The organism is Nocardia brasiliensis (assembly GCF_011801125.1).
GTDB lineage: Bacteria > Actinomycetota > Actinomycetes > Mycobacteriales > Mycobacteriaceae > Nocardia > Nocardia brasiliensis_C.
The window spans coordinates 5,430,456-5,443,254 of the sequence record NZ_CP046171.1; the positions used below are offsets into that span (position 1 = coordinate 5,430,456).

A 12,799-nucleotide genomic window follows, 5' to 3' on the forward strand; every position below is an offset into this window, starting at 1 on the left:
CGTCGTCATTTGGCAAACGTCCGGCGCTGCCGGGAAATTTCATAGAGCGCCACGGCCGCCGCGGACGGCGCGCCGAGCGAACTGGCGGTGCCGCCCATCGGAATGTGCACCATGTCGTCACATGCTTGCTGCCAGGCCGCGCTCATGCCACCCGTCTCGTTCCCGACCACGAGAATCGTCGCCTCGGTGAAGTCGTGATCATAGGCCGCGCGAGGGCCGTGCTCGTCGGTGCCGACGATCCGGGTCGGAATGCCGCGCCGCACTTGCCGATCCCGGAATTCGAGCACCTGCGCGGGACCGGCAGCGCGCAGCACCGGCATCGCGAACAGCGAACCGGTCGAGGCGCGCACGGCCTGCGGGTCGTACTGGTCGGCGCCGTGCCCGGTGACCACCACCCCGCTCGCGCCGAACGCGTCCGCCGAGCGGATCAGCGTGCCGAGGTTGCCCGGCGAATTCGGCCGATCGAACACCACGACCACGGGCGCGTCCTCGCCAGGCTCCCCCGGTTCGAAAGTGGCCAGATCCTCCTGACGCGAGACCGCGACCGCCACCACTTCCGGTATGCCGCCGGTCTTTTCGCCCAGCTCGGCCATCAGCTCGGGCACCAGGCCGACCTGCGGGACGTCGCTGGTGTCGAGCAGCTGCCTGGCCCAGCTGGACAGCTCAGGCGTGCCGAGGCGGTAGAGCAGCGTCTCCAGCGGCCAGTCGTTGGCCAGCGCCTGGGTGATCGGCCGGACGCCCTGCACCAGGAAGCGTCCGTCGCGGTGGCGTTTGGTGCGGTTGTTCAGGTAGGCCTGCCACACCTGGACGGAGGCGTTTCGCGTGCTCACACGTCGGGTCACTGCGGGGTCCGTTCTTTCTCGTCGAGCAGGGCGAGCGTCCTCGCCACCAGGTCGGGTGCCGCGCCGTCCACCCAGCGCACCCGCGGGTCGCGGCGAAACCACGAGCGCTGTCGCCGAACGTAGCGCCGAGTGCCGATCAGGGTGCGTTCTCGGGCGTGTTCGAGGTCGTATTCGTTGTCGAGGTAGGCCAGGACCTGGGCGTAGCCGATGGCGCGACGGGCGGTGACGCCCTCGCGCAGGCCGTGCTCGAGCAGGGCGCGCACCTCGTCGACGAGTCCGCGCTCGAACATGAGCGCGGTGCGGCGTTCGATCCGCTCGTCCAGTTCGGCGGTGTCGCGGTCGACGCCGATGATCACGGTGTCCCAGCGCGGGGTGCCGATCTCGGGCGCGGACGCGGCGAACGGGCGCCCGGTCAGCTCGACCACCTCGAGCGCGCGCACCATGCGCCGTCCGTCGGTGGGCAGGATGGTGGCGGCCGCGGCCGGGTCGGCGGCCCGCAGCGCGGCGTGCACGGCCGCGACGCCACCCTCGGCGAGCACCGCCTCCCAGCGCGCGCGCACCGCCGGATCGGTGGCCGGGAACGACCATTCGTCCAACAGCGCTTGCACATACATCATCGAACCGCCGACGATCACCGGCACGCGACCGCGCGCCATGATCGCCGCCACGTCGGCGGCGGCCGAGCTCTGGTAGGCGGCGACGGTCGCGGTCTCGGTCACCGCGAGCACGTCGAGTTGGTGGTGCGGGATGCCGCGGCGTTCGTCGGGGGTCAGTTTGGCGGTGCCGACGTCCATGCCGCGATAGAGCTGCATCGCGTCGATGTTGACAATCTCGCCGCCGAGCCGCTCGGCGAGGGCGAGCCCGAGCTCGGACTTACCGGTGGCGGTGGGGCCGACGACCGCGACGGGGGTGATCACGCCGCCGCCGTTCCGGTGGGCCGCCACAGGCTCACGTGGTAACCGACACCGAATGGCGCGGCGCGGTAGCGCGTCTCGACCGCGGGATCGCGGTCGAACAATCCGGCGAGCACCTGATAGGCGGCCCGGCCCGACAGCACGAGCTCCGCGCACAACTCGGGGTCCAGCCCGCGCAGGGCCGTGCGGTCGCCGGTGGACAACGCGCGGTCCAGGCCGTCCTGCACCGCGGCGGCCCGCTCGTCCAGATATCCCGGCGCTTTCACCGACAACGTGGCCGCACCGTCGGCGATTACGAGCACACCGTGGCGCACCTCCGAATTGTCCAGTTCGGCGCGAAGTTTCGCGCCGAACTCGACGCAGTCGGGCACCGGGGTGTCCACGGCGACCAGACGCACCTCGGCACTCACGGCCGGCGCGACCTGCCCCCGCAACCATCCGGCGATCAGCACCGGCAGCGGAAGCTGCGGGTCGGCCTCGGGCGCGGCGGCCGCGGACAACGCGACCCGCACATCGGCCCCGAACCCGCGAAAGGTACCGACCACCTCGGGACCGAACACCTCGGTGGACGCGCCGGTACCGACCACGATCCACCGATCCGTCACGGCCGCGAGGTCGCGCGCCGCCCCCAGTACCGCCGCGCGCAGCCGTGCCCGCGGATCACCGTCGTGACCGGGGAGCGCGCCCGACTCGGCACCACAGAGCTCGGGCACCAGGATCGGTGGCGACGGGATCAGGGCGGCAATCGAGAACACGACGTAACCGTAACCGTTGCCTCGGCCGCCCTCGCGCACCGCGGGTAGCGCCCCGGTTCGAGTGTCTCTGCCGCAAAGTGCGCCGAGATTGATACTGTTCGAGAAGCTACAACCCAGGTCATCAGGGGTTGCAATCCCCGAGATTCCTCCGAGTGAAGGCGTGGGTCGATGGTCACAAGGGCTCGGACCGGGTTCAATGGGATGAGCTAGGGCGTAACCAGGCAGCCGTGACGCGCGGCAGGGACGAGGAGCAATGACCGACAGCAACGGAACCGCGAAAGCCAGCCCCGGCAAGATGCCGCGCTCTTCCGGTGCCCCGAAACCCGGCGGTTCGATCCAGCCCCCCAAACCGCACGCGACGCCGGGACCGGCCCAACAGCACCCGCACCCGGTCGTCGTGCCGACCGTCACCGACCCCAGCGCGTGGGGCCGCGTCGACGACGACGGCACCGCCTGGGTGAAGACCGCCGACGGCGAACGTCAGGTCGGCTCGTGGCAGGCCGGTGACGCGGCCGAGGGGCTCGCCCACTTCGGCCGCCGGTTCGACGACCTGGCCACCGAGGTCGCGCTGCTCGAAGCCCGCCTCGCCGCGGGCGCGGACGCGCGCAAGACCAAGGCCGCGGCGCTGGCCATCGCCGAATCGCTGCCCACCGCCGCGGTGATCGGCGACATCGACGGACTCGCGAAGCGGCTCGACGCCATCGCCGAGCACTCCGAAGAGGCCGCCGCGCACGCCAAGGAGGAGAAAGACCGCGCCAGGCACGAGCACACCGAGCGCAAGGAGGCGCTGTGCGCCGAGGCGGAGAAGATCGCCGCCGAATCCACCCAGTGGAAGGCCGCGGGCGACCGGTTACGCGAGATCCTCGACGAATGGAAGTCGATCCGCGGCGTGGACCGCAAGGTGGACGACGCGCTTTGGAAGCGGTACTCCAAGGCCCGTGAGGCGTTCAACCGCAGACGCGGCGCGCACTTCGCCGAACTCGATCGCGAACGCGCCGCGGCGAAGACGCGCAAGGAAGAGCTCTGCGTGCGCGCCGAGGAACTGTCCGGCTCCACCGACTGGGTCGGCACCGCGAGCATCTTCCGTGACCTGCTCGCCGAATGGAAGGCCGCGGGCCGTGCGCCCCGCGAGGCCGACGAGGCGCTGTGGCGGCGCTTCAAGAGCGCGCAGGACGTGTTCTTCGCCGCGCGCAACGCCGCGGTCACCGAGCGCGACGCCGAGTTCGAGCAGAACGCGGCCGCCAAGGAGGAGCTGCTCGCCGCCTACGCGCACATCGACCCGGCGAACGGGCTCGAGGCCGCCCGCGCCAGTCTGCGTGAGCTGCAGGACAAGTGGGACGCGCTCGGCAAGGTGCCGCGCGAGCGCATGCAGGAGCTGGAAGGCAAGCTGCGCGCCATCGAGAAGCGGGTCCGCGACGCCGCCGACGCGCAATGGCGCCGTACCGATCCCGAGGCGATGGCTCGTGCCGCCCAATTCCGCGAGCGCGTAGCGCAATTCGAGGAGCAGGCCGCCAAGGCCCAGGCCGCTGGCAAGGCACGGGACGCGGAGAAGGCCCTCGAACAGGCCAAGCAGTGGCGCGAGTGGGCCGAGGCCGCGGAAGGCGCCGTCACCAACCGCTGAGTGCCACCGTCGCTCAGGCGGTGCGGGTGGTCGCGGTCGACCGGGCTATTCGCCGGTGAGCCGCCTGCGGTCCTGCTCTTCCTGCGCGGCGGTGGCGTTGCGACGCTGCTCCTCGGCCGCCAGTTGCAGGGCGGTGCGGCTCCAAACGACGCGAACCCAGTGGAAGGTCAGCACGATCGCGGCGATGACGCCGAGGATCAGGCCGATGCCGGGGCCCGCGCCGTGGTAGTTGCCGATGCCGGGGGTCTGCCGGTGCCAGATGGAGAACACGCCGAACACGCCGGTGATCGCGGTGCCCGCGACGGCGATCCAGGCGAGGATCCAGCGCCGAGTCATCAGGGCGAGCATGGAGAAGCCGACCGCGAAGACGACGGCGAACCAGACGAAGATGCGCGAGGGCAGGCCGATGTGCTCGGTGCGCGCGACCTCGGTGCCGAGCAGGACGTCGAAGCCGCGCGCGCCGCCCGCGTGCGGCAGCACCAGCGAGAACAGCAGGACGAACACCGCGCCCGCGACCACCATGGCACGCACGCCCGGGTCGATCTCCCCCGCGATGCGGCGTTCCACCGCGTCCAGGTCATCGCGGAACTGCTCGAAGTTGCTGGTCTCGACCGAGTTCACGGGTCCCTCGTTTCGTTCGGCTCGTGCGTGGTCCGCCGCGGCGGATCCCACCGCCGCCCCGGATTCGTCTCTGGTCGCGCTGGATTCGGCCTTCGCCGCGGTGGTTTCGTCCACCGCTGAGCCCGGTGCTCGATCCGCGTCGCCCGCGTCCACTGTGCCATCACCGGATCGCGCACCCGCACCCGACCCACTACTGCCGGTAGTAGATTCCGGCGTTCCGGACCGCCCACCCGTGCCTGCCGCGTCGTCCCCCGCGTCCGTACCCGACTCCGTCATGCCCGAACTCCGTTCCGGTTGTGTCGATCCGCCCCGCAGGACAGCCCATGCGGCCAGCCCTGTCTAGGTCCCGCAGCCTGTGGCGCACCCGGCGGCGGCCTGCGCCACGACGACGGGCGCGCCGATCCGGGGCAGGCCGAGACCGACGCCGATGGGGGCGGTCTTGGGGGTGATGCCGCGCTCGTGGGCGTCGCCCGCGGCCGTGCGGCGGTGCGTCTTGATGGGGGCGTCGGCGATCAGGTGGTGCGGGGCCGCCTCGGTGATGTCGACGGTGATGAGATCGCCGGGCCGGATCGCCTCGGCGGTGCCACCGGGGCGGAAGTGCACGAGCCTGCCGTCGCGGGCGCGCCCGCTCATCCGCGCGGTGGCGGCGTTCTTCTTGCCCGCCCCCTCGGCGACCAGCAGCTCGACCTCGGTGCCGACGAGCGCGCGGTTCGCCTCCAGCGAGACCTGCTCCTGCAGCGCGATGAGCCGCTCATAGCGTTCCTGCACAACGGCTTTCGGCAGCTGGTCGGGCATGTCGGCGGCAGGGGTGCCCGGCCGCTTCGAGTACTGGAAGGTGAAGGCGCTGGTGAAGCGCGCCTGGCGGACCACGTCCAGGGTTTCCTGGAAGTCCTCCTCGGTCTCGCCGGGGAATCCGACGATGATGTCGGTGGTGATCGCGGCGTGCGGCATCGCGGCCCGCACCTTCTCGATGATGCCGAGGTAGCGCGCCTTGCGATAGGAGCGGCGCATCGCCTTGAGCACCTTGTCCGACCCGGACTGCAACGGCATGTGCAGCTGCGGGCAGATATTGGGGGTCTCGGCCATCGCCTCGATCACGTCGTCGGTGAACTCGGCCGGGTGCGGCGAGGTGAAGCGCACCCGCTCCAGTCCGTCGATGCCGCCGCACGCGCGCAGCAGCTTGGCGAAGGCGCCGCGATCGCGGGCTTCGTCGGGGTCGGCGAACGAGGCGCCGTAGGAGTTGACGTTCTGCCCGAGCAGCGTCACCTCGAGCACGCCCTGGTCGACCAGCGCCTGCACCTCGGCGAGCACGTCGCCGGGGCGGCGGTCGACCTCTTTGCCACGCAGCGCGGGAACGATGCAGAAGGTGCAGGTGTTGTTGCAGCCCACCGAGATCGATACCCATCCGGCGTAGGCGGACTCACGCTTGGCGGGCAGGCTCGACGGGAAGGCCTCGAGCGCCTCCAGGATCTCCACCTGCGCCTCGGCGTTGTGCCGGGCCCGCTCCAGCAGCACCGGCAGGGAGCCGATGTTGTGCGTACCGAACACCACGTCCACCCACGGCGCCTTGTTCACTACGGTGCCGCGGTCCTTCTGCGCCAGGCAGCCGCCGACCGCGATCTGCATGCCGGGTCGCTCGGCCTTGATCGAGGCCAGGTGCCCGAGGGTGCCGTAGAGCTTGTTGTCGGCGTTCTCGCGCACCGCGCAGGTGTTGAGCACGACGAGATCGGCCGCCGCGCCCGGCGCGGCCCGCACATAGCCCGCGTCCTCGAGCAACCCGGACAAGCGTTCGGAGTCGTGCACGTTCATCTGGCAGCCGAAGGTCCGGACCTCATAGCTGCGGGCGCCTTCGGCGGGCCCGGAGGCGGGCGCCGGCACTGCCTGTCCGATCGAATCCACGCGTCCAGGGTACGGGCAGGGCCAACCCCAATTTTAGGGGCATGCGGACGGCGAACGCGCCACCAAACGACGGCACGTTGACTGTCGGCCCGCTTCATCACGGCCCTCGGGTTGGGACGCAAAGTGGCCTCTGATCAGGCACGCTGTCGTTTCGGGGACGGCCGGGGTCGGCCGGAAAAGCGATCTTTGGGACGAACCAGTCGGCGAGGTTAACGTGACGTGTCATCTAGGCGCGGCGAAAAAGGGTGGCACGGAAACTCTGGCAAATCCTCATTTTGCCCTTAAGGTCTTGGACCATGACCGACGACGCCGCCGCGCCCGATACACCGGGGGACGCTTCTACAGGGGACGCCAGCGCCGCCAACCGCGCGCCGATGATCTCGATGCGCAATGTGCAGAAGCATTTCGGCGAACTGCATGTTTTGCGCGATATCAACCTCGAAGTCCCCAAGGGACAGGTCGTCATCGTTCTCGGGCCCTCGGGCTCCGGGAAGTCGACGCTCTGCCGCACCATCAACCGTCTGGAACCCATCGACTCCGGCGATATCGCCATCGACGGCGTCCCGCTGCCCGCCGAGGGCCGTGGGCTGGCCGCGCTGCGCGCCGACGTCGGCATGGTCTTCCAATCGTTCAATCTGTTCGCGCACAAGACGATCGTCGAGAACGTCATGCTCGCGCCGATCAAGGTTCGCAAGATCAAGAAAGATGACGCGCGCAAGCACGCCATGGAACTGCTCAACCGGGTCGGCATCGCGAACCAGGCCGACAAGTACCCCGCCCAGCTGTCCGGTGGGCAGCAGCAGCGGGTCGCCATCGCGCGTGCGCTGGCGATGAATCCGAAGGTGATGTTGTTCGACGAGCCCACCTCGGCCCTGGACCCGGAAATGGTCCAGGAGGTGCTCGACGTGATGGTGTCGCTCGCCAAGGAAGGGATGACCATGCTGGTCGTCACGCACGAGATGGGCTTCGCCCGGCGTGCGGGCAACCGCGTTCTGTTCATGGCCGACGGTCAGGTCGTCGAAGACGCCGAGCCCGAGGTCTTCTTCACCGCACCCAAGTCCGACCGTGCCAAGGACTTCCTCGGCAAGATCCTGAGCCACTGAGCCGCGAGGCGACGAGCTCACCACAGACCAACAACCCACCAGAGAAGTAAGGAAATTCGATGAGGTTCAACCGTGCCCTGCGACTCGGCGTCGGAGCGATCGCTCTGACGCTCACCGCCATGACCGCCACCGCGTGTGGCGGCGGCGAGAGCAAGTCGGCCCTGGACAACGCCAAGGACGGCAAGCTCACCATCGGCATCAAGTTCGACCAGCCGGGCCTGGGCCTGCGGGACAAGGACGGGTCCTACAGCGGTTTCGACGTCGAGGTCGCCAAGTACGTCGCCGAGAAGCTCGGCGTGAAGCCCGACGGCATCACCTGGAAGGAAGCCCCGTCCGGCCAGCGCGAGACGCTGATCGAGAACGGCCAGGTCGACTACATCGTCGGCACCTACTCGATCACCGACGCGCGCAAGCAGAAGATCGACTTCGCCGGTCCGTACTACGTTGCCGGACAGTCGTTCCTGGTGCGCGCCGACAACAACGACATCTCCAGCCCGGAAAGCCTCAAGGGCAAGAAGGTCTGCTCGGTGAAGGGCTCCACCCCGGCCCAGAACATCGAGAAGAACTTCAAGGACACCCAGCTGCAGACCAACGACACCTACTCGCTGTGCCTCGAGGGCCTGCGCGCCGGTTCGTGGGACGCGGTGACCACCGACGACATCATCCTGGCCGGCTACGCCGCGCAGAGCACGGGCGCGTTCAAGGTCGTCGGTAAGCCGTTCACCACCGAGAACTACGGCATCGGCCTGAAGAAGGGCGACAAGGAGTTCCGCGACAAGGTGAACGACGCGATCGAGGCGATGTTCGCCGACGGCTCCTGGAAGAAGGCCTTCGACAACACCGTCGGCAAGTCCGGCTACCAGGCGCCGGAGCCGCCGAAGGTCGACCGGTACTGAGCATTTCCTTCCGCACGGGTGGCCCGGGCCTACCGGGCCGGGCCACCCGCCGCATTTCCCTTGCACATCGAGACCCGATCGGAGGGACGCGCACGCCGTGTTCGACCTGATCTCGAGGTATGACGACCAAATCCTCGACGCCTTCTGGGTGACCATCAAACTGACCGTCGCGTCGGCGGTCGGCGCGCTGATCCTGGGCACGCTCGTCGCCGCGTTGCGTGTGTCCCCGGTGCCCATCGCTCGCGCGGTCGGCACTACCTACGTCACCATTTTCCGTAACACTCCCCTCACGCTGATCATCGTGTTCATGTCGCTCGGCCTGTACACCACGATGGGCTGGAAGCTCGCAGGCGAAGGACCGAATTCGGTCGCCGAGAACAACTTCCGGTTCGCCGTGCTCGGACTCAGCATCTACACCGGCGCTTTCGTGTGTGAATCGCTGCGCTCGGGCATCAACACCGTGGCCATGGGCCAGTCCGAGGCGGGCCGTTCGCTCGGCCTGACCTTCACGCAGAACCTGCGACTCATCGTGCTGCCCCAGGCTTTCCGGTCGGTCATCGCACCGCTGGGCAGCGTGCTGATCGCACTGACCAAGAACACCACGATCGCCTCGGCGATCGGCGTGGTCGAGGCCGCGACCCTGATGGCGAACATCAACGAGAACGAGGCCGCGGTGGTCGCCGTCGGCGCCATCTTCGCGCTCGGCTTCGTCATCCTGACCCTGCCCACCGGCCTGTTCTTCGGCTGGCTGGCCAAACGATTCGAGGTCGCCCGATGAGCGCAGCGTCCTCGGTGCTGTTCGACGCACCGGGCCCCCGCGGACGTATCCGGCACTACATCTACTCGGCCGCGGTCATCGCCGCCGTAGCGGCGTTCCTGTGGGTGCTCTACAGCGGCTTCGCCGACAAGGGACAGTTCACCGCCGAGAAGTGGAAGCCGTTCCTCGAGGCCGACGTCTGGACGACCTACCTGCTGCCCGGTCTGCAGGGCACGATCGTCGCGGCCCTGCTCTCGATCGTGTTCGCGTTGCTCATCGGCATGATCTTCGGCATCCTGCGGATGTCGGATCACCGGTGGGTGCGCTGGATCGCGGGCGCGATCGTCGAGGTCGCCCGGGCCATCCCGGTGCTGATCCTGATGATCTTCCTGTTCGCCCTGTTCTCCAAGAACAAGGTGTTCAAGGTCGACGATCTGGCACTGGCGGCCGTGGTGATCGCGCTGACCGTCTACAACGGCTCGGTCATCGCCGAGATCGTCCGTGCGGGCATCAAGTCGCTGCCGCGGGGACAGACCGAGGCCGCCGTGGCGCTCGGCATGCGCAAGAACCAGCTGATGCGACTGATCCTGCTGCCGCAGGCGATCACCGCGATGCTGCCCGCGCTGGTCTCGCAAATGGTTGTCGCGCTGAAGGACTCGGCGCTCGGCTACCAGATCACCTACACCGAGATCGTGCGCTCCGGCCAGCAGCTCGGCGCGGCCGAACAGAACACGATTCCCTCGCTGATCGTCATCGCGATCGTGATGATCATCCTGAACAGCGCGTTGACCTTCGTGGCGACGAAGCTGGAGCAGCGGTTGCGGGCTCGGAAGAAGGCGAAGAACGGCGGCGGTGTCGTCGCGGCCGATTCGATTCTCACCGATGCCGCGCCCGGCGTGGATATCACCGGTAAGAAATAGCCGAATGACCGAATGCGCCGGAACGGTAATCCGTTCCGGCGCATTCGCCGTTTCCGGGGGCGCGAGCCGGTTATCGCGCACGAAATCGCCGACGAATTCGCGCGCGGGACGCCGCGCGGCGGGTCGTCAATTCGAGTGACGCGCAGCCCTCGGCGCGGTCGATACGATCAGCCGTGTGCGTATCGGACCACGGTTATCCGGCCTGCTGGCGTTTGTCGTCCTACTCCTGATCGCCTGCGCGACCGTGTGGGAGCAACAGCCACACGGGCATCGCGACGAGTCCGCGTCCGCCGAGACCTTCAGCGCCGCACGGGCGATGCGGATCATCGAGGAGATCGCGCGGCGGCCGCACCCGGTCGGCACGCCCGAACACGACCGGGTCCGCGACCATCTGGTCGGCGAGCTGCGCGCCCTCGGGCTGGACACCGAGATCCAGGAAGGCGTCGGCCGCTACCCGTCCGGGCTCTCGCGGGATGTGCTCGGCATGGGGCACGTCGCCAACATCATCGCCCGGCTGCCCGGCACGAACTCGACGGGCACGATTTTCCTTACCGCACACTATGATTCGGTCGTCTCCGGACCGGGCGCGAACGACGACGGCTCGGGCGTCGCGGCGATCATGGAGACCGTACGCGCCCTGCGGGCCTCGGGCACCACGGTGCGCAACGACGTGGTCGTGCTGCTGACCGACGCCGAGGAGCAGGGACTGCTCGGCGCGGAGGCCTTCGTCGCCGCGGGGATGGACGGCCGCAAGACCGGCGTGGTCGTCAACAACGAGGCCCGCGGCGCGGGCGGCCCGGTGCTGCTGTGGCGGGTCACCCACCCCGACGGCGCGTTGGTGCGGGCCGTCGCCGACGCCGCACCGCACCCCAACACCGACTCGCTGACCACCGCCCTGGCCGGCACCCAGACGAGCAGCAACACCGACTTCGCCGCGTTCGAGCCGGGCGGGCTGCGGGTGCTCGACTGGGCCTATGCCGGGCGTAGTGCGTACTATCACAACCGATTCGACGATCCCGCCCATGTGGACCGGGCGACGTTGCAGCAGATGGGTGACAACAATCTGGCCCTGGTCCGGGAACTCGGCGACGACGATCTCACCGTTGCCGACGACGATGTCGATCGCGCGTACTTCCAACTACCCTTCGGCGTGCTGATCGTGCTGCCGCTCTGGGTGATGATCGCCCTCGCGGTGGCCACCGTGCTGGTGGTGGCGCTGGTGGTGCGGCGGTTCCTGCGCGCGGGCGAGACCAGCCTCGGGCGCGTGATCGTTTCCGGCGCAACGGCATTGCTCACCGCGCCGATCGCCGCCGGCGCGGTGTACGGCACCTGGGAGCTGGTGAAGTTCATCCGGCCCGAATATCGCCCGCTCTTCGTCGACCCGTACCGCCCCGAATTCTTCTACGTCGCCATGCTCACCGCATCCGCCGCGGCACTGCTCGCCTGGTTCGCGCTCGCACGGCGGCTCTTCGGCGCCGCCGCCGCGGCGGCGGGACTTCTGAGCTGCCTCACGCTGCTCGGCGTCGCGCTCACCGCGCTCGCGCCCGGCACGGGCCATCTGCTGGTGGTGCCGACCTTCGCGGCCGCCGTTGGCGTGCGGATCACCTTCCTGGTGCCCGAGCGGTGGCAGCCTGCCGTGCTCACCGTTTTCCTGATACCGGCGGCGATCTTCCTCGGCAGCGCCACCTGGCCCGCGCTGCAGACCGGCATCCCCACCGCCCCGTTCCTGGTCGCGCCCGCCGTCGCGCTCGTCGGCGGACTGCTGCTGCTCACCCTCACGAAAACCTGGCCGGCACGCCATGGCTGGACGATCCCGACCGCCGCCGTACTGCTCACCGTCGCGCTCGCCGCGACCGGCCTGGCGGTCGACCGGTTCGACGAACAACACCCGCTCACCTCGCAACTGGTCTACGCCCTCGACGCCGAGCACAATGCGGCGCGCTGGATTTCCCGCGAGGCACCCGATCGCTGGACCCGCGACCTGGTCGGCACCGCAGCCCTCGACCCTCGGTTCGCCGAGCTGTGGCCGACCACCGGCGCGAGCGGCATCGCCCCCGCCGCGCGCCTGCTCCCTCCGGTCGCCGAGATCCTCGCCGACACCACGACCGCGGAGCAACGCAGCGTCACACTGCGGTTGCGCTCCCAGCGCGACGCGACCGGCATCTCCCTGCGCTACGCGACCGCCCCGCTGTCCCTGCGCGTCGCGGGCCGCGAAGTACCCGAGCCCCCGAAGAAGGGCATCCACTTCAACGCGCCCCCGCGCGACGGAATCGAGGTCGAAATCACCGCCCCCGCAGGCCCACTCCCCCTTGACCTCATCGATTTCACCTACCTCCCCGACTCCCAACTCCCCGTACTCCCCCCGGTCCCCGACGACATCTACTTCCGCCAAGACAGCACCACCGCCGTCTTCACGTCCATCCCCGGCCTCTGAGCGGATCGGCTGCTTCCGGGATCCACCCCGGATCTCG

The 12,799-nt window shown here is 69.2% G+C and carries 11 protein-coding genes; 6 read left to right on the forward strand and 5 right to left on the reverse strand.

The annotated features are described in order from the left end of the window. Positions 1-5: 5 nt before the first annotated feature. From F5X71_RS24495 to F5X71_RS24505, 3 genes are read right to left on the reverse strand one after another with little or no spacing between them, the layout of a single operon-like run. Positions 6-842, reverse strand: coding sequence for a TrmH family RNA methyltransferase (locus F5X71_RS24495; protein WP_167464141.1), 837 nt, complete (start codon positions 840-842; stop codon positions 6-8). Beyond that, on the reverse strand, positions 839-1,786 hold the full coding sequence (gene miaA / locus F5X71_RS24500; protein ID WP_428981392.1) for a tRNA (adenosine(37)-N6)-dimethylallyltransferase MiaA: 948 nt from the start codon (positions 1,784-1,786) through the stop codon (positions 839-841). The genes F5X71_RS24495 and miaA overlap by 4 nt, the downstream gene beginning before the upstream one ends. After that, complete coding sequence (locus tag F5X71_RS24505; protein WP_167464142.1) at positions 1,756-2,511, reverse strand: hypothetical protein; 756 nt, start codon at positions 2,509-2,511, stop codon at positions 1,756-1,758. Before F5X71_RS24505 ends, miaA begins: the two co-directional genes overlap by 31 nt. Positions 2,512-2,764: 253 nt before the next feature. Between F5X71_RS24505 and F5X71_RS24510 the strand changes: the two genes are divergently transcribed. Continuing rightward, on the forward strand, positions 2,765-4,132 hold the full coding sequence (locus F5X71_RS24510; RefSeq protein WP_167464143.1) for a DUF349 domain-containing protein: 1,368 nt from the start codon (positions 2,765-2,767) through the stop codon (positions 4,130-4,132). Positions 4,133-4,177: 45 nt separating this feature from the next. Here F5X71_RS24510 and F5X71_RS24515 read toward each other — a convergent pair whose 3' ends face one another. Then, positions 4,178-4,753 carry an Rv2732c family membrane protein gene (locus tag F5X71_RS24515; RefSeq protein ID WP_167464144.1) on the reverse strand — a complete coding sequence of 192 codons (576 nt, stop codon included), beginning with the start codon at positions 4,751-4,753 and terminating at the stop codon, positions 4,178-4,180. A 339-nt stretch (positions 4,754-5,092) separates the two neighbouring features. Then, the gene (miaB, locus tag F5X71_RS24520) at positions 5,093-6,652 is read right to left on the reverse strand and encodes a tRNA (N6-isopentenyl adenosine(37)-C2)-methylthiotransferase MiaB (protein WP_167464145.1); all 1,560 of its coding nucleotides are present in this window, start codon (positions 6,650-6,652) and stop codon (positions 5,093-5,095) included. A gap of 374 nt (positions 6,653-7,026) precedes the next feature. On the opposite strand from miaB, the gene F5X71_RS24525 reads away from it, so the two are divergent. The 5 genes from F5X71_RS24525 to F5X71_RS24545 all read left to right on the forward strand — a co-directional run bounded on the left by F5X71_RS24525 (position 7,027) and on the right by F5X71_RS24545 (position 12,762). Continuing rightward, positions 7,027-7,755, forward strand: coding sequence for an amino acid ABC transporter ATP-binding protein (locus F5X71_RS24525; protein WP_167466700.1), 729 nt, complete (start codon positions 7,027-7,029; stop codon positions 7,753-7,755). Between the two features lie 59 nt (positions 7,756-7,814). After that, the gene (locus F5X71_RS24530; RefSeq protein WP_167464146.1) at positions 7,815-8,651 is read left to right on the forward strand and encodes a glutamate ABC transporter substrate-binding protein; all 837 of its coding nucleotides are present in this window, start codon (positions 7,815-7,817) and stop codon (positions 8,649-8,651) included. Positions 8,652-8,748: 97 nt separating this feature from the next. Then, positions 8,749-9,429, forward strand: a complete 681-nt coding sequence (locus tag F5X71_RS24535) for an amino acid ABC transporter permease (RefSeq protein WP_167464147.1) — start codon at positions 8,749-8,751, stop codon at positions 9,427-9,429. Further along, positions 9,426-10,328, forward strand: a complete 903-nt coding sequence (locus tag F5X71_RS24540; RefSeq protein WP_167464148.1) for an amino acid ABC transporter permease — start codon at positions 9,426-9,428, stop codon at positions 10,326-10,328. The genes F5X71_RS24535 and F5X71_RS24540 overlap by 4 nt, the downstream gene beginning before the upstream one ends. A gap of 175 nt (positions 10,329-10,503) precedes the next feature. Next, the gene (locus F5X71_RS24545) at positions 10,504-12,762 is read left to right on the forward strand and encodes a M20/M25/M40 family metallo-hydrolase (protein ID WP_167464149.1); all 2,259 of its coding nucleotides are present in this window, start codon (positions 10,504-10,506) and stop codon (positions 12,760-12,762) included. The last annotated feature ends 37 nt before the right edge of the window (positions 12,763-12,799 follow it).